This is a genomic window from Pseudomonas sp. FG35, assembly GCF_057809295.1.
Genome location: NZ_JBMDJR010000008.1, coordinates 200,686 through 217,318 on the forward strand (window position 1 = coordinate 200,686; position 16,633 = coordinate 217,318).

The following is a 16,633-nucleotide window of genomic DNA, read 5'->3' on the forward strand; positions in this document are numbered from 1 at the left end:
GGTTCGTTGATCCCGGCAGGATAGCCGGGTTGCGCCCCGTGCAGACACTCAATTGCCTTGTATTCAACACTGGCATTGCCTTACAGGAAAAATTCCAGAAACACACAGCACTACCGGACGTAGCCGATGCTGGCCTGACGTATCATTCGCCTGGTTTTTTGCTGACCGACAGTGAACATCTCTGCCCCCCACGGACGACTCATGAACCCCAGCCTCATTCTGCTCATCACCTGTTCCACCGTGTTCCTCGCCCAGTTGGGCATGAGCATTTACCTGCCGGCGCTGCCACAGATCGCCAAGCATTTACAGGTCGATGCAACACAGGTGGCCTGGGGCTTGTCGCTGTACCTGATCGGGATGGCGCTCCCGATGCTGCTCTGGGGTAGCCTGGCGCAACGCATCGGCCGCAAGCCGGTGCTGCTCGCGGCGCTGGGAATTTATGGCCTGGCGAATCTGGCACTGCCGCTGGGTGCGACGCTGGAATCGTTCCTGTTGCTGCGACTGCTTCAGGGGATCGGCGCCAGCGGCATTTCGGTGATGGCGCGGGTGCTGATTCGAGACAGCTTTCGGGGGGATCTGCTGGCGAAGGCGTTGTCGTGGATTTCGATTTCGTTCGTTGTCGCGCTCGGGATCGGGCAATACGCCGGTTCGCTCATTCAGGTGACGCTGGGCTGGCAGGCGATCTTTTATCTGCTGGGCGCGGTCAGCCTGTTGATGGCCGCGATAGTCTCGCGCCTGAGTTTCCCGAAACTCGTCGAAGCGCCCACAACCGCTTCGCCCTGGGAGGTCTATCGAACGATCCTGATCCATCGGGCGTTTCTGCTGCCGGCGCTTGCGGGCGGTCTGGGTTATGGCGTGATCATCGCGTTCAACAGCGCTGCGCCGTTGATTCTGCAAGGCCCGTTCAACTGGTCGGCGACCGCATATGGGTTGCTGGGCTGGCCGATCAGCGCCGCATATTTCCTAGGGGCGCTGGCGGTCAATCGCTTTGTGCTGCGTACCGGTCAGCACCGGCTGATGACACTGGGGGTCAGCCTGGTGATGGCCGGCACTGGCGTGATGCTGGCCGGCAGTCTGTTGGCCAGCTCGATGGCCTGGCTGCTCTGGCTGCCTTACTGCGTCGCCGTGTTCGGCCAGTCGCTGAACTATCCGATCAGCCTGTCACGGGCCAACGATGGTGCGCCGATTGCCGGCGCTTACGCGATGGCCCTGAGCGGTTTCATCCACCAATTGATGGCTGCACTGATCGGCGCGGTGGCCAGCCTGCTCGCCAGTCCGCAGGCATGGCCGCTATCGATGCTGTGCTGCGTTCTGGCATTTGGCGCGGTGCTCTGCACGAGGTTAACGCCCGATCATCAGCCCGCTTAAAACGCGCTGCGGAAAATCTCCTCGATCTGCCGCTGATCCGCCACTCGCGGATTGGTGAAGCCGCAGGCGTCTTTCAGGGCGTTGGCGGCGAGCACCGGGATGTCGGTGCACTTGGCGCCGAGATCACGCAGGCCACCGGGAATCTCCACGTCCCTGGCCAGGCAACGGATCGCGGCAATCGCGGCCTGCGCGCCCTCCTCCGGGCTGAAGCCACGAATGTCGGCGCCCATGGCGTGGGCCACATCGGTCAGGCGACCGGCACAGACCTGTGCGTTGAACGTCTGCACATGGGGCAGCAGCACCGCGTTGCAAACACCGTGGGGCAAGTCATAGAAACCGCCCAACTGGTGCGCCATCGCATGCACGTAACCGAGGGAGGCATTGTTGAACGCCATGCCGGCGAGGAACTGCGCATACGCCATGTTTTCCCGCGCCGCCAGGTCGCTGCCGTCGCGCACGACCAGGCGCAGGTTGTTGCTGATCAGGGTCATGGCCTTGAGCGCGCAGGCGTCGGTGATCGGGTTGGCGGCGGTGGACACATAGGCTTCGATTGCATGGGTCAGCGCGTCCATGCCAGTGGCGGCGGTCAGGCTTTTCGGCATGGCGACCATCAGCGCCGGGTCGTTGACCGACAGCAGCGGCGTGACGTTGCGGTCGACGATGGCCATTTTCACGTGACGGGTTTCGTCGGTGATGATGCAGAACCGGGTCATCTCGCTGGCGGTGCCGGCGGTGGTGTTGATGGCGATCAGCGGCAGTTGTGGCTTGGTCGATTGATCGACGCCTTCGTAGTCGCGGATCTGCCCGCCGTTGGTGGCACACAACGCAATGCCCTTGGCGCAGTCGTGGGGCGAACCGCCGCCCAACGACACCACGAAGTCGCAGCGACTCTCCTTGAGCAGCGCCAGCCCCGCCTCAACGTTGGCGATGCTCGGATTGGGTTTGGCGCCATCGAAGACCACCGAATCGATGTCCTGCATCGCCAGTTTCTCGGCAATCATCGTCGCCACGCCGGCCTTGGCCAGCCCGGCATCGGTGACGATCAGCGCCTTGCGAAAACCGTAGTTGCGGATCGCATTCATGGCTTCATCGAGGCAGCCGCTGCCCATGATGTTTACCGCGGGAATGAAAAAGGTGCTGCTCATGGCGCGTCTCCTGGCTGGGGCCGAATCGATGCTTGCAATTCGGCGGGTGCGCAAAGGATCGACCGATCGGTCACGGCGGATGTTGATCTGGCTCAATGCCCGCTCGTGATAAAGTCGCCGTCCATCTGCCCCTTTGTTTTGAGACGTGCCCTGCAATGACCGATTTTCTGGATGTCGACGCCACCCTCGAAGACTGGACCGCGTTGCGCGCCACCACCGACTTCAGTGGCCTGCTGCTGGGCAACGGCGCCAGTCGTGCGGTGTGGGACGATTTCGGCTACGACTCGCTGTTCGAAAACGCCCGTACGGTGGAAGAAAAACCGTTAAGCCCGTCGGAGCTGAGCGTGTTCGATGCGCTGCAGACGCGCAGTTTCGAGCAGGTGCTCGGCGCGCTGAAAACCACCAGTCGGGTCAACAAGGCGCTGGCCGTCAGCTCGGCCGCGCCGCGCAACCGCTACTACGCGATCAAGGAAGCGCTGATCAACACCGTGCACGCGGTACACATCCCGTGGCGGCTGATCGAAGCCTCAACCCTGACGACCCTGAACAGCGAACTGGCGCGTTATCGCACGGTGTTCACCACCAATTACGACCTGCTCAATTACTGGGCCCTGCAACATCAGGGCGAGGTCATCGACGACCTGTTCAACGGCCCCGATGCCAGTTTCGATCTGTGCGAAAGCCACACTGGAAAACCGCGTCTGCTGTACCTGCATGGTGGTCTGCATCTGGTGCGCAATCAGGACGGCACCGCGCGCAAACTGACAGCGACCGAGGGCACGCTGCTCGGCAGTTTCGCGATCAACAACACGATCAAGACGCTCGATGATGTGCCGCTGTTCGTCAACGAAGGGCCGAGCGCCGACAAGCTCAAGACCATCCGCAGTTCCGATTATCTGTCGTTCTGCTACGACCAGTTACTCGAACACGGCGACAACCTGTGCATCTTCGGCCACGCCCTCGGCGAACAGGACAGCCACCTCGTGCGCGCCCTGCGTCTGGCGAAACCGAAGACCGTGGCGATCTCGATCTACCCGCGCAGCGCGGCGTTCATCCAGCACCAGAAGCGCCACTACGCGAAGCTGTTCGAGGGCACGGGCGTCGAGTTGCGGTTCTTTGATTCCAAGAGCCATGCGCTGGGCCATCCGAAGCTGTCGGTACCGGTCGAGATCTGATCACTCCTCGCTGCTGTGCACCACCACCAGCAACTGCGCCTGCACTTCGCCCACTGAGCGGATGCGATGCGGCTTCTGCGCATTGAAGTGCAGCGCATCGCCCCGCTCCAGCAGCACCCGTTCGTTCACGAAGTCGACTTCGACCCGGCCCTCGTGGACGAACAGAAACTCCTCGCCCAAATGTTCCTTGAAGGTTTTGTCGGTGAATTCGCTCGGCGGATAAATGATGAACGGCAGCAGGCTGCGTTCGCTGACCTGATGGGCCAGCACCGCGTAGCCAGGGCTGTGGTCGTTGGCCGCCAGCGACTGGCGTTCGTGGCTGCGCACCAGGCTGTAGCCGTCGAGGCTGACGTTGTCTTCGGAGAACAGCTCCTCGACTTTCACGTTCAGCGCCTTGGCCAGTTTCAGCGCGGCGGCAATCGACGGTGTGTTCAACCCGCGCTCGACCTTCGACAGATAACTCTTGGTCATGCCGGATTTCTCGGCCAGTGCCTCAAGGGTTACGCCAAGTTTTTTTCTCAATAATTTCAAACGGATAGACATGCGAAGCGATTAATCCAGCAAAGGAAAGACGATTTGTCCTTGCCAATGACACAAAGTGTCATATAGCCTCATAAGTGTCATCCATGGCAACCACCACAGGACACGGATATGGCGAAGACATTAGCACTACCCAAAGACGAACTGGTCAAGCAAGCGCTGACCCAGATGCAAAAAACCCTGGCGGATAATACGTGGACGGACCGGCAAAAGCTGGCGCTGACCTGCCGGATCCTGTTCGAGAACGGCCACGATTCGGGCCTCGCCGGGCAGATCACCGCCCGTGGCCCGCAGCCAGGCACTTACTACACTCAGCAACTGGGCCTGGGTTTCGATGAAATCACCGCGAGCAATCTGCTGCTGGTCAACGAAGACCTGGAAGTGCTCGAAGGCCACGGCATGGCCAACCCGGCCAACCGTTTCCACAGCTGGGTGTACCGCGCGCGGCCGGATGTGAACTGCATCATCCACACCCACCCGACACACATTGCCGCGCTGTCGATGCTGGAAGTGCCGCTGCAGATTTCCCACATGGACCTGTGCCCGCTGTACGACGATTGCGCGTTCCTTGAAGGCTGGCCGGGTGTGCCGGTGGGTAACGAAGAAGGCGAACTGATTGCCGGGGCGTTGGGTGACAAACGGGCGATCCTGCTTTCCCACCACGGGCAGCTGTCGACCGGGACGACCATCGAGGAAGCCTGTGTCATCGCGCAACTGATCGAGCGCGCCGCCAAACTGCAATTGCTGGCGATGGCCGCCGGGACGATCAAACCGATCATTCCCGAACTGGGTCGCGAGGCCCATGACTGGGTGTCGAAACCGAAACGCCACGCCGCAGCCTTCAACTACTACGCCCGGCAGAACCTGCGTCAGCACGCCGATTGCCTGAACTGAACACTTCATCCTTGCGGAGCACTCTCATGTCCAACATTCACGGCATCATCGGCTACACCATCACCCCGTTCGGCGCCAACGGCGAAGGCGTTGACCTACCGGCCCTCGGCCGCTCCATCGACCGTCTGATCGCCGGCGACGTCCACGCCATTGCGCCACTGGGCAGCACCGGCGAAGGCGCCTACCTGAGCGATGCGGAATGGGACCAGGTCGCCGAATTCAGTATCAGGCACGTGGCCAAGCGCGTACCGACCGTGGTCAGCGTGTCCGACCTGACCACCGCCAAAGCGGTACGCCGCGCACGCTTTGCCGAAGCCCATGGCGCCGACGTGGTGATGGTGTTGCCGACGTCCTACTGGAAGCTCACCGAAGCGGAAATCCTCGCCCACTACCGCGCCATCGGCGACAGCATCGGCGTGCCGATCATGCTCTACAACAACCCGGCCACCAGCGGCACCGACATGTCGGTGGAGCTGATCCTGCGCATCGTCAACGGCGTGGAGAACGTGACCATGGTCAAGGAGAGCACCGGCGACATCCAGCGCATGCACAAGCTGCAACTGCTGGGCGAAGGCCGGGTGCCGTTCTACAACGGCTGCAACCCGCTGGCGCTGGAGGCGTTCGCCGCCGGGGCCAAGGGTTGGTGCACGGCAGCGCCGAACCTGATCCCGCAGCTCAACCTGGATTTGTACGAAGCCACACTGGCGGGGGATCTCGGCAAGGCGCGGGAGCTGTTCTACCGCCAGTTGCCGCTGCTGGACTTCATCCTCAAGGGCGGCTTGCCGGCGACGATCAAGGCCGGTCTGCGACTGACCGGTCTGGAAGTCGGCGATCCGCGTTTGCCGGTGTTCCCGCTGGCTGAGGCCGGGCGTACGCAATTGCAGGCCTTGCTGTACACCTTGCGCTGAACGAAAAAAATCCCGCCCGGTTCACCCCGGGCGGGATTTTTTGTGGCCGTCGATCAGAGGCTGGCGGCGCGTTTCATGGCTTCGCGGTGGAACGGCTGATCCTTGAGAATCTGCGCGATGAACGTGTCACTGATCAAGCGCATGTGTTCGAACTGACCGCCCGAGGCGTTGAATGCGCCGCGCCAGGATTCGGTGTGGTTCTTCACGGTGTAGACGCCCAGTATCTGCTTGCCATGGCTGAGGCTGAACACCACCGTGCTGTCGAAACTCACCGGCACCGGCACCAGAAACAGAGTGAAGGCGCTCAGAAGCATCTGCGGCTGAATCCCGCCGACATCGCTGTTGGCGACCACCAGTACGTTGTAGCCGTCTTCGCTGCGACCGGCCTTCACTTCTTCAAAGGTGCCACGCCGACGCAATTCGTCACGCAGCATCCAGCTTGGCATGCCGATCACACTGACGTTGATGGCCGGCAATTGCTGGCTGCTGTAATCGACATCCGGCGCTTTCAGCGAATGAGTGGCCTGGCAACCGCCGAGCAGCAGAAGCAAACCCAGAAGCAGACGTTTGATGAGCATCAGAATTTCCCCGAGAGCATGGCTTTGTAGACGGAGGCGCTGGTGCCGTTCTCTTCGCGAATGAACGGAGTGGCGGTGTACAGGTTCGGCATGTCCAGACGTTGCAGACCGGGCACTTGCGGATACCCGGCGCGGACCAGCGCGGCGTCGCGTTCGAGGTGATCGCTGTGCAGGAACAGGCAGGTGCTGTCGCTGGGGGACACGCAGCCGGCGCGGAAGTCACCGATGTAATAAGCCTTACCCGCCTCGAGCTGCATGCCGATGGTGAAGTCTTCACGGCTCCAGGACACCGATCTGCCGCGATCGAATCGCACGTTGTAGATCTCGTAGCGTCCGGGTTTGAGCGGCATCACGAACAGCGTGCCGATACCACGGCCGGTCTCGCGCACGTCCCGTGCCGTGCGGGCATAGAACTCGTTGTGCAGGCGCGCACTGGCGAACTCGTCGCTGCCACGCTTGCGGATCAGCAGCATCTGTTCCTGGGCTGCATAGGCCGCTTTCGGCCAGATGCCAACCACACCCACCAGATACGCCGTGCCGGAATCGGCACTCGGTGCGAGTTCATCATCGATTTTTGTAGGAGACAGGCTATAGCAGCCGCTCAAGCCGAGCAGCAGGGTCAGGACAGCGAAAAAGCGGATCATTGGCAGGAAAACTCTGGCAGCGGTTGTTCAAAAAATCCGCGAAAGAGTCATCTCGGCGCCCCTTCCATGGATTGGCGGCGGAGGATAAGCGAAATGATGGCACATAGCCAGAATTCAGTCGCCAAAGATTTGGCGACCGAATGTCACGGGGGGGTCAAAGCACCGGCAGGGTTTTGTCCTTGATCACCTTGGACGGCCCGTTGGCCTTGACGCTGGCGATGCCTTTGGCACACGCCGCATCCGATGAATAGGACTCGCTGCTGCCGATGATCTGATGATTGGCCGCCTTGAGGTTGAAGTACGGATGGCCGTCCTTCGTCGACTTTTTCTCGTAACGTTCGTCCAGCGGGCTGTTGGTCTGCACCGAGGCAATGCCGTTTTCGGCGGCCGTGCGGCTGGTGTACAGCTCGCTGGTCAGAATGGTTTCGGCATTCGCCGCTTTCAGCACGAACTTGTACTGGCCGTTGCTGCTTTTGCTCAACTCATACCATCCGGACATGGTGTTTCTCCTTATCGATGTGTCACAGGGTGATTTTGGTTCCAAGCAAACCGAGGAAACCGGCCAGCCATTTCGGGTGCGCCGGCCAGGCGGGCGCGGTGGCCAGGTTGCCCTGGACATGGCCGTCCGTGACCGGGATGTCGATGTAGGTGCCGCCGGCCAAGCGCACTTCCGGGGCACAGGCCGGATAAGCACTGCACTCGCGACCTTCGAGAATCCCCGCCGCCGCCAGCAGTTGCGCGCCATGACAGACGGCCGCAATCGGCTTGCCGGCCTTGTCGAAGGCGCGCACCAGTTCCAGGACTTTTTCGTTCAGCCGCAGGTATTCCGGCGCACGCCCACCGGGCACCAGCAAGGCGTCGTAATCCTTGGCATCGACCTTGGCGAAATCGAAGTTCAGGGCGAACTGGTGACCGGGTTTCTCGCTGTAGGTCTGATCGCCTTCAAAGTCATGGATCGCGGTGCGCACGGTCTTGCCGGCGGCCTTGTCCGGGCACACGGCATGCACGGTGTGACCGACCATTTGCAGGGCCTGGAACGGCACCATCACTTCGTAGTCTTCGACGTAATCGCCGACCAGCATCAGAATCTTTTTCGCGGCCATGGGCAGGGCTCCTCGGGTGAATACGCAGGAATATTCACAGTAGCCCAAGGACCGCGATGGCGTTCGCAAACTGTATGGATAACTCTGCGCTCAGCTGTAACAGCCCGACTGCCGTGGTTTGTGGCTAGATGAAGGCACCTCCCTGCCACCTTTGAATCGGTTTGCCCTCATGTCTTCGCGCGAAAACACCGGCATGGCCCTCGGCCTGCTCGGCGTGGTGATTTTCAGCCTTACCCTGCCCTTCACCCGCATCGTGGTGCAGGAACTGCATCCGCTGCTCAACGGCCTCGGCCGCGCCTTGTTTGCGGCAATTCCGGCAGCGGCGCTGCTGTTGTGGCGACGGGAAAAGTGGCCGACCTGGCAGCAGGTCAAAGGTCTGAGTCTGGTGATTGCCGGGGTGATTCTCGGTTTCCCGGTGTTGTCGGCGTGGGCCATGCAGACCTTGCCGGCGTCCCACGGTGCGCTGGTCAACGGTTTGCAGCCGCTGTGCGTGGCGCTGTACGCCGCATGGTTGTCCCATGAGCGTCCGTCGAAAGCCTTCTGGGCCTGCGCCGCGCTGGGCAGTGCGCTGGTACTGGGTTATGCGTTGTACACCGGCGCCGGCAGCATTCAGGCCGGTGATTTGCTGATGCTGGGTGCGATTGCGGTGGGCGGTCTGGGTTACGCCGAAGGCGGGCGTCTGGCCCGGGAGATGGGCGGCTGGCAGGTGATCTGCTGGGCGCTGGTGCTGTCGACGCCGTTGCTGATCGGCCCGGTGCTGTATCTGGCTTTCCAGCATCAGGGCGCGGTGTCGGCGAAAACCTGGTGGGCCTTCGGCTACGTCGCGCTGTTTTCGCAGTTCCTGGGTTTCTTCGCCTGGTACGCCGGGCTGGCCATGGGTGGCATTGCCCGGGTCAGTCAGATCCAGTTGCTGCAGATCTTCTTCACCATCGCGTTTTCCGCGCTGTTCTTCGGTGAACACGTGGAGCCGATCACCTGGCTGTTCGCCTGCGGGGTGATCGCGACGGTGATGCTCGGGCGCAAGACCGCGGTGCGCCCGGCTCAACCGGGCACGCTACCGGCCGGGGTTCAGCTCAAGCCTTGAGCGTCAGCAGGCCGTCAGCGAGCAGCAGGGTTTCGAGGCAGTGCTCGCTGATCTGGTAGAACGCCTTGAGCTCTTGAATCTTCACCAGCAGCTGAGTCGGGTCCACCGGCTCGGCGCGCTTCACGGCGAGGATCATCTTGTTCTTGTTGGTGTGGTCCAGCGAGATGAACTCGAACACCTTGGTCTCGTAACCGCAGGCTTCGAGGAATAGCGCGCGCAGGCTGTCGGTAACCATTTCCGCCTGCTGGCCCAGGTGCAGGCCATATTGCAGCATCGGCTTGAGCAGCGCCGGGCTCTGGATCTGCAAGCGGATCTGTTTGTGGCAGCACGGCGAGCACATGATGATCGAGGCGCCGGAGCGGATGCCGGTGTGGATCGCGTAGTCGGTGGCAATGTCGCAGGCATGCAGGGCGATCATCACGTCCAGCTCGCTCGGCGCCACGCTGCGCACATCGCCGCACTTGAACACCAGCCCTGGGTGTTCCAGCTTCGCGGCGGCGGTGTTGCACAGATTGACCATCTCTTCGCGCAACTCGACGCCGGTCACTTCGCCCTCGGCCTTCAACGTGTTACGCAAATAATCATGGATGGCGAACGTCAGGTAACCCTTGCCTGAACCGAAATCCGCCACCCGCACCGGTTTGTCCAGGGCCAGCGGCGACGAGGTCAGCGCGTGGCTGAAGACTTCGATGAATTTGTTGATCTGCTTCCACTTGCGCGACATCGCTGGAATCAGCTCGTGCTGGGCATTGGTCACGCCCAGATCCTTGAGGAACGGCCGGTTCAGATCGAGAAAGCGGTTCTTCTCGCGGTTGTGCTCGGCGGAAGGCACTTCACGCAATTGCTGAGGTTTGCTCATGAACAGCGAGCTCTTGCCCTTTTTGCTGTATTCGAGCTGGGCTTCGTCAGTCAACGCCAGCAAATGCGCATTTTTGAACGCGGCCGGCAGCAGCCCGGCAATCGTCGTGACCGCTTCGTCCAATGGCAGGTTCTTGGTGATGTCGCGGGTCTTGTAGCGATAAACGAAGGACAGGCACGGCTGCGCCTTGACCGTCACCGGTTTGATGATGATCCGCTGCAGGTCCGCTTCTTCGCCGACGTACTTGGCCAGCACCAGTTTGATGAAGCCGTTCTGTTCGAGGCTGGTTTGCAGCAGCTCGATGAACCGGGCGTGGTGATCGGGCGCCGGTTTGGCAGATGCGGAAGGAGCGGTAACGGACATGGGAAAAAGCGGCCTCGGACGGGCAAATCAGGAATGGACGCTAGTTTAGGGGGGATGGCGTTCGAGGGCACGGCTAATTTCCCGAACGGCTTATCCCAACACCACCAAGCGATTGGGCAACTCATTCCTCACCTGCGTCACCGGCACATGCACCTTGAGCAACTCGCCGCACGCTTCAATGCAGGTGACAAAGCCCTGCAACGTCTGCCCCTGTCGCACCTGCTCGGTAAACACCGCGACAATCGAATCCCAGCTCTTGTTATCCAGCTTTCTGGAAATCCCTTCGTCCACCAGAATCTCCACATACCGCTCCGCCTCGCAGACAAAAATCAGCATGCCAGTGCTGCCCACCGTGTGGTGCAGGTTCTGTTCGAGAAACTGCCGGCGGGCCAGGTTCGACGCGCGCCAGTGGCGGACGTGGCGCGGGATCAGATGAGTGGTGACCTTTGGCAGACGAAACACCAGGCACAGCACGACAAAACTGACCCACTGCACCAGCAACAGGCTGTGCATCGTCAGCCAGCCCGTCAGGTAATGCACGATCCCCGGCACCACCAGCGCCAGCAGGCTGGCCCACAGCAGCGGGATGTACGCGTAGTCGTCGGCGCGGGCCGCGAGCACCGTCACCAGTTCGGCGTCGGTGTCGCGCTCGACTCGGGCGATGGCCTCGGCGACCTTGCGTTGTTCGTGTTCAGTCAGTAATGCCATGTCGTGAAGTGCCTGCTCATTATTGTTATCACCAGCCGCCGGAGGACCCGCCCCCGCCGAAACTGCCACCGCCGCCGCTGAAGCCCCCGTCTCCACCGCCGCCGCCAAAACCTCCGCCACCAAAGCCGCCCCCTCCTCCGGAGCCGCCCCGGCCGGCGGGAAGGATACCGAGCATCTGGCAGACAAAAACAGTCAGGATGAACAACATCACCAGAAATACGAACAACGCCGGGTGGCGCGAGACGAAATCATCCGCGGGATCGCCAGCCGATTCATACACCGTGGACGGTTCGTCCAGCGGATTGCCACCCAGCACCACCAGCATCGCCGCCACGCCGTCGCTGATGCCCTTGCTGAAATTGCCGGCCTTGAACGATGGCGTGATCACCTGATGGATGATCACCGAACTCTGGGCATCGGTCAGGCGATCTTCCAGCCCGTAGCCGACTTCGATGCGCAATTTGCGCTCGTCACGGGCGACGATCAACAGCGCGCCGTTGTTTTTGTCCTTCTGGCCGATGCCCCAGTGCCGGCCGAGTTCGACGCCATAGTCCTCGATGGTGGCGCCTTGCAGGTTCGGCAGCGTCACCACCACCAACTGCTCGCCGGTCGCCTGTTCGTGGGCCTGCAACTGCTGGCTCAGTTGCGCCCGCACCGACGGCTCGATCATCTGCGCGTCGTCCACCACCCGCCCGGTCAGCGCCGGAAAGGTCATTTCGGCCCGGGCGCTGACGGTGAACAGCCACAACATCAGCACCAGGCCCATCTTCAACACACGCATGGGCATCCCCGGCTCAGAACTTCACTTCCGGGGCCTTGTCCGCAGCGGGGCTGGTGGCTTCGAAGGTCTCACGGATCGGCAGATCGCTGTACATCACGCTGTGCCACAGGCGACCAGGAAAGGTGCGGATCTCGGTGTTGTATTTCTGCACCGCCAGAATGAAATCACGACGGGCCACGGCGATGCGGTTTTCCGTGCCCTCGAGTTGCGATTGCAGGGCGAGGAAGTTCTGGTTGGCCTTCAGGTCCGGATAGCGTTCGGACACCACCATCAACCGGCTCAAGGCACCGGTCAGTTGATCCTGCGCCTGCTGGAACTGCTTGAGTTTTTCCGGGTTGTCGAGGGTGCTGGCATCGACCTGGATCGACGTTGCCTTGGCCCGGGCCTCGATCACCGCGGTCAGGGTTTCTTCCTCATGCTTGGCGTAGCCCTTCACGGTTTCCACCAGATTGGGAATCAGGTCGGCGCGCCGCTGGTACTGGTTCTGCACCTGGCCCCAGGCGGCCTTGGCCTGTTCGTCGAGGGTCGGGATGTTGTTGATGCCGCAAGCGGTCAACAACGTGGCCAGCACCAGCAGGGTGGCGACCTGCAAACGCGAGCGGTAGACAGGACTGACATTCATCGGACGGGTGCTCCCTTACATATTTCATGAATAATGAATCGCGAAACATTCTTGGCCGGCGGTTGCGGCATAATCGCCCCGCCACTGGATTGCGGCGGGCCGATGGGCTAAAAAGAGGCCCTGCGCGATCATGTCGCCGAGACGTTCGACGTACATTCGGCTGTCGTTTTCTGAATCAGCACCCGAACAACAATAGTCGCTCCCTACATTTTGGCTGGCCGGTGTTGTAACGCCGTTTAGGCCCTTGAGAAAACTATTCATGAAGAAGCTGTGTTTGCTGGGCCTGTTCGTCAGCCTGGCCAGTCATCAAGTACTGGCCGCCACGACCCCGGTCCCCCTGGAAAACAAGGACGCGTTCATCAGTCATCTGATGAAACAAATGACCCTCGACGAGAAGATCGGCCAGTTGCGCCTGATCAGCATCGGCCCGGAAATGCCCCGCGAGCTGATCCGCAAAGAGATTGCCGCCGGCAACATCGGCGGCACCTTCAACTCGATCACCCGCCCGGAAAACCGTCCGATGCAGGACGCGGCCATGCGCAGCCGGCTGAAGATTCCGATGTTTTTCGCGTACGACGTGATCCACGGTCACCGTACGATTTTCCCGATTCCACTGGCCCTGGCATCGAGCTGGGACATGGACGCCATTGGCCGGTCCGGGCGCGTTGCAGCCAAGGAAGCCGCCGCCGACAGCCTCGACATCACCTTCGCGCCGATGGTCGATATCTCCCGCGACCCGCGCTGGGGCCGCAGCTCCGAAGGTTTCGGTGAAGACACCTACCTGACCTCACGCATCGCCAAAGTCATGGTAAAGGCCTATCAGGGCGAGACCCCGAGCGCGGCCGACAGCATCATGGCCAGCGTCAAGCACTTCGCCCTGTACGGCGCGGTCGAGGGCGGTCGCGACTACAACACCGTCGACATGAGCCCGGTAAAGATGTACCAGGACTACCTGCCACCGTACCGCGCCGCAATTGATGCCGGCGCCGGTGGCGTGATGGTGGCGCTGAACTCGATCAACGGCATCCCGGCCACCGCCAACACCTGGCTGATGAACGACCTGCTGCGCAAGGAGTGGGGCTTCAAGGGGCTGGCGGTCAGCGACCACGGCGCGATTTTCGAACTGATCAAGCACGGCGTGGCCCGCGACGGTCGTGAAGCGGCGAAGCTGGCGATCAAGGCCGGCATCGACATGAGCATGAACGACACCCTGTACGGCAAAGAGCTGCCGGGGCTGCTCAAGTCCGGCGAGATCGAGCAGAAAGACATCGACAACGCGGTGCGTGAAGTGCTCGCCGCCAAGTACGACATGGGCCTGTTCAAGGATCCGTACCTGCGCATCGGCAAGGCCGAAGACGATCCGGCCGACACCTACGCCGACAGTCGCCTGCACCGCGCCGATGCCCGCGAAGTGGCGCGTCGCAGCCTGGTGTTGCTGAAGAACCAGAACGAAACCCTGCCGCTGAAGAAAACCGCGAAGGTTGCGCTGGTCGGTCCGCTGGCCAAGGCCCCGATCGACATGATGGGCAGTTGGGCCGCCGCCGGTCGTCCGGCGCAATCGGTGACCCTGTTCGACGGCATGAGCAATGTGATCGGCGACAAGGCGAACCTGATCTACGCCCGTGGCGCCAACATCACCAGCGACAAGAAGGTTCTCGATTACCTGAATTTCCTCAACTTCGACGCCCCGGAAGTGGTCGATGACCCGCGCCCGGCCAACGTGCTGATCGACGAAGCGGTGAAAGCCGCCAAAGACGCTGACGTGGTCGTCGCGGCCGTGGGCGAGTCCCGTGGCATGTCTCACGAATCGTCGAGCCGCACCGACCTGAACATCCCGGAAAACCAGCGTGAGCTGATCCGTGCCCTGAAAGCCACCGGCAAGCCGTTGGTGCTGGTGCTGATGAACGGCCGTCCGCTGACGATCCTCGAAGAGAAAGAACAGGCTGACGCGATTCTGGAAACCTGGTTCAGCGGCACCGAAGGCGGCAACGCCATCGCCGACGTGCTGTTCGGCGACTACAACCCGTCGGGCAAGCTGCCGGTGACCTTCCCGCGTTCCGTGGGCCAGATCCCGACCTACTACAACCACTTGAGCATTGGCCGGCCGTTCACGCCGGGCAAACCGGGCAACTACACCTCGCAGTATTTCGATGACACCACCGGTCCCCTGTTCCCGTTCGGTTTCGGTCTGAGCTACACCGATTTCAGCCTGAGCGACATGGCGCTGTCCTCGACCACCCTGAACGCCACCGGCAAGCTCGACGCCAGTGTCACGGTCAAGAACACCGGCAAGCGTGACGGCGAAACCGTGGTGCAGCTGTACATCCAGGACGTCACCGGTTCGATGATCCGTCCGGTCAAGGAGCTGAAGAACTTCCAGAAAATCATGCTCAAGGCCGGCGAGCAGAAGGTTGTGCACTTCACCATCACCGAGGATGACCTGAAGTTCTACAACGCCCAGCTCAAGTACGCGGCCGAGCCTGGCAAGTTCAACGTGCAGATCGGCCTGGACTCCCAGGACGTGACGCAGCAGAGCTTTGAACTGCTGTAACTGTTAAAGCTAACCGATCGTTCCCACGCTCCGCGTGGGAATGCCTCAATGGACGCTCTGCGTCCGCTTTGGGACGCGGAGCGTCCCGGGCTGCATTCCCACGCGGAGCGTGGGAACGATCAACGCTCTGCGTGGGAACGATCAACTGCGACTAGCCGCGTCTGTCGAGCAAGTTGACCACCACCCGATCCACCCAGCCCCAGATCCGCTGCTTCACCCGCCGCCACAGTGGCCGTTTTCGCCATTCCTCCAGACTCACCTGCTGACTCAGGCCGAAGTCCTTCTCGAAACTCGCCGCCACCGCTGCCGTCAGTGACGGATCCAGCGCTTCCAGATTCGCTTCAAGATTGAAGCGCAGATTCCAGTGATCGAAATTGCACGAGCCGATGCTCACCCAGTCGTCCACCAGCACCATTTTCAGGTGCAGGAAACACGGCTGGTATTCGTAGATTTTCACCCCGGCCTTGAGCAGGCGCGGGTAGTAGCGGTGCCCGGCATAACGCACCGACGGGTGATCGGTGCGCGGTCCGGTCAGCAGCAGACGCACATCGAGCCCCCGAGCGGCAGCCTTGCGCAGGGAGCGGCGGATTTTCCAGGTCGGCAGAAAGTACGGCGTGGCCAGCCAGATACGCTTTTGGCCACTGTTCAAGGCGCGGAACAGCGATTGCAGAATGTCCCGATGCTGGCGGGCGTCGGCGTAGGCCACACGGCCCATGCCCTCGCCCGTGTCCGGCACGCGCGGCAGTCGTGGCAGGCCGAAATGCGCATTGGGCCGCCACGCCCGGCGATGGCGGTTGGCGATCCATTGGCGGTCGAACAACAACTGCCAGTCGAGCACCAGCGGGCCGGTGATCTGCACCATGACCTCATGCCATTCGCTGGTGTCGTGGCCCGGCGTCCAGAACTCATCGGTGACCCCGGTGCCGCCGACCACCGCCAGACGCTGGTCGACCAGCAACAGCTTGCGATGATCGCGATAGAAATTGCCGACCCAGCGCCGCCAGTTCAGCCGGTTGTAAAAACGCAGCTCGACCCCGGCACCAGTCAGCCGCCGGCGCAGCGTGAGGGTAAACGCGAGGCTGCCGTAATCATCGAACAGGCAACGCACCCGCACGCCCCGCTCCGCCGCCAGCACCAGTGCCTGCACGATGGTTTCGGCACAGGCACCGGCTTCCACCAGATACAGCTCCAGTTCGATCTGCTCACGGGCGCGGGCAATCTCGTCGAGCATGCGCGGGAAGAATTGCGGGCCGTCGATCAACAGCTCGAAGCGGTTGCCATCACGCCACGGAAACACCGCGCCGCGCATG

Annotated in this window: 18 protein-coding genes; 6 read left to right on the forward strand and 12 right to left on the reverse strand. The window is 61.7% G+C overall.

The window, feature by feature from the left end; translation table 11 throughout:
- The first annotated feature begins 201 nt into the window (after positions 1 to 201).
- Entirely contained in the window at positions 202 to 1,368 is a 1,167-nt protein-coding gene (locus ACODTD_RS17680) for an MFS transporter (protein ID WP_011332857.1), read from the forward strand.
- On the opposite strand, the gene yiaY is transcribed toward ACODTD_RS17680, so the two are convergent.
- The gene (yiaY, locus tag ACODTD_RS17685; RefSeq protein WP_011332856.1) at positions 1,365 to 2,513 is read right to left on the reverse strand and encodes an L-threonine dehydrogenase; all 1,149 of its coding nucleotides are present in this window, start codon (positions 2,511 to 2,513) and stop codon (positions 1,365 to 1,367) included. The two genes, ACODTD_RS17680 and yiaY, sit on opposite strands and share 4 nt — an antisense overlap.
- A gap of 155 nt (positions 2,514 to 2,668) precedes the next feature.
- Here yiaY and ACODTD_RS17690 point away from each other — a divergent pair, with 155 nt between their 5' ends.
- Positions 2,669 to 3,688, forward strand: a complete 1,020-nt coding sequence (locus tag ACODTD_RS17690; RefSeq protein WP_041475163.1) for a DUF4917 family protein — start codon at positions 2,669 to 2,671, stop codon at positions 3,686 to 3,688.
- On the opposite strand, the gene ACODTD_RS17695 is transcribed toward ACODTD_RS17690, so the two are convergent.
- Positions 3,689 to 4,231, reverse strand: a complete 543-nt coding sequence (locus ACODTD_RS17695; protein ID WP_011332854.1) for a helix-turn-helix domain-containing protein — start codon at positions 4,229 to 4,231, stop codon at positions 3,689 to 3,691.
- Positions 4,232 to 4,339: 108 nt separating this feature from the next.
- Here ACODTD_RS17695 and ACODTD_RS17700 point away from each other — a divergent pair, with 108 nt between their 5' ends.
- Complete coding sequence (locus ACODTD_RS17700) at positions 4,340 to 5,122, forward strand: aldolase (protein WP_064594034.1); 783 nt, start codon at positions 4,340 to 4,342, stop codon at positions 5,120 to 5,122.
- A 26-nt stretch (positions 5,123 to 5,148) separates the two neighbouring features.
- Entirely contained in the window at positions 5,149 to 6,030 is an 882-nt protein-coding gene (locus ACODTD_RS17705; RefSeq protein ID WP_489105059.1) for a dihydrodipicolinate synthase family protein, read from the forward strand.
- A gap of 53 nt (positions 6,031 to 6,083) precedes the next feature.
- Here ACODTD_RS17705 and ACODTD_RS17710 read toward each other — a convergent pair whose 3' ends face one another.
- The 4 genes from ACODTD_RS17710 to ACODTD_RS17725 form a co-directional block, all read right to left on the reverse strand.
- Positions 6,084 to 6,608 (reverse strand): hypothetical protein, encoded by a 525-nt coding sequence (locus ACODTD_RS17710; protein WP_011332851.1) that lies wholly within the window; start codon positions 6,606 to 6,608, stop codon positions 6,084 to 6,086.
- Positions 6,608 to 7,252: a hypothetical protein gene (locus tag ACODTD_RS17715; RefSeq protein ID WP_011332850.1), complete on the reverse strand. Its 645-nt coding sequence runs from the start codon at positions 7,250 to 7,252 to the stop codon at positions 6,608 to 6,610. Before ACODTD_RS17715 ends, ACODTD_RS17710 begins: the two co-directional genes overlap by 1 nt.
- A gap of 154 nt (positions 7,253 to 7,406) precedes the next feature.
- Positions 7,407 to 7,751: a YegP family protein gene (locus ACODTD_RS17720; RefSeq protein ID WP_011332849.1), complete on the reverse strand. Its 345-nt coding sequence runs from the start codon at positions 7,749 to 7,751 to the stop codon at positions 7,407 to 7,409.
- Positions 7,752 to 7,773: 22 nt separating this feature from the next.
- Positions 7,774 to 8,355 (reverse strand): DJ-1/PfpI family protein, encoded by a 582-nt coding sequence (locus ACODTD_RS17725; protein WP_007957909.1) that lies wholly within the window; start codon positions 8,353 to 8,355, stop codon positions 7,774 to 7,776.
- Positions 8,356 to 8,524: 169 nt separating this feature from the next.
- Here ACODTD_RS17725 and ACODTD_RS17730 point away from each other — a divergent pair, with 169 nt between their 5' ends.
- On the forward strand, positions 8,525 to 9,439 hold the full coding sequence (locus ACODTD_RS17730) for a DMT family transporter (protein ID WP_039772745.1): 915 nt from the start codon (positions 8,525 to 8,527) through the stop codon (positions 9,437 to 9,439).
- Here the strand turns inward: ACODTD_RS17730 and ACODTD_RS17735 are convergent.
- The 5 genes from ACODTD_RS17735 to ACODTD_RS17755 form a co-directional block, all read right to left on the reverse strand.
- Entirely contained in the window at positions 9,429 to 10,661 is a 1,233-nt protein-coding gene (locus tag ACODTD_RS17735) for a class I SAM-dependent methyltransferase (protein WP_489105060.1), read from the reverse strand. The two genes, ACODTD_RS17730 and ACODTD_RS17735, sit on opposite strands and share 11 nt — an antisense overlap.
- A 90-nt stretch (positions 10,662 to 10,751) precedes the next feature.
- Positions 10,752 to 11,369 carry a TPM domain-containing protein gene (locus ACODTD_RS17740; protein ID WP_192559989.1) on the reverse strand — a complete coding sequence of 206 codons (618 nt, stop codon included), beginning with the start codon at positions 11,367 to 11,369 and terminating at the stop codon, positions 10,752 to 10,754.
- A gap of 28 nt (positions 11,370 to 11,397) precedes the next feature.
- The gene (locus ACODTD_RS17745) at positions 11,398 to 12,150 is read right to left on the reverse strand and encodes a TPM domain-containing protein (protein WP_489105061.1); all 753 of its coding nucleotides are present in this window, start codon (positions 12,148 to 12,150) and stop codon (positions 11,398 to 11,400) included.
- Between the two features lie 13 nt (positions 12,151 to 12,163).
- Complete coding sequence (locus ACODTD_RS17750) at positions 12,164 to 12,772, reverse strand: LemA family protein (RefSeq protein WP_323150912.1); 609 nt, start codon at positions 12,770 to 12,772, stop codon at positions 12,164 to 12,166.
- 24 nt (positions 12,773 to 12,796) lie between these two features.
- Entirely contained in the window at positions 12,797 to 13,033 is a 237-nt protein-coding gene (locus tag ACODTD_RS17755; protein WP_139831639.1) for a hypothetical protein, read from the reverse strand.
- Between ACODTD_RS17755 and bglX the strand changes: the two genes are divergently transcribed.
- Complete coding sequence (gene bglX / locus ACODTD_RS17760) at positions 13,032 to 15,323, forward strand: beta-glucosidase BglX (protein WP_108559965.1); 2,292 nt, start codon at positions 13,032 to 13,034, stop codon at positions 15,321 to 15,323. The genes ACODTD_RS17755 and bglX overlap by 2 nt on opposite strands.
- A gap of 151 nt (positions 15,324 to 15,474) precedes the next feature.
- On the opposite strand, the gene ACODTD_RS17765 is transcribed toward bglX, so the two are convergent.
- Positions 15,475 to 16,632, reverse strand: coding sequence for a phospholipase D-like domain-containing protein (locus ACODTD_RS17765; RefSeq protein ID WP_323150793.1), 1,158 nt, complete (start codon positions 16,630 to 16,632; stop codon positions 15,475 to 15,477).
- Position 16,633 lies beyond the last annotated feature (1 nt).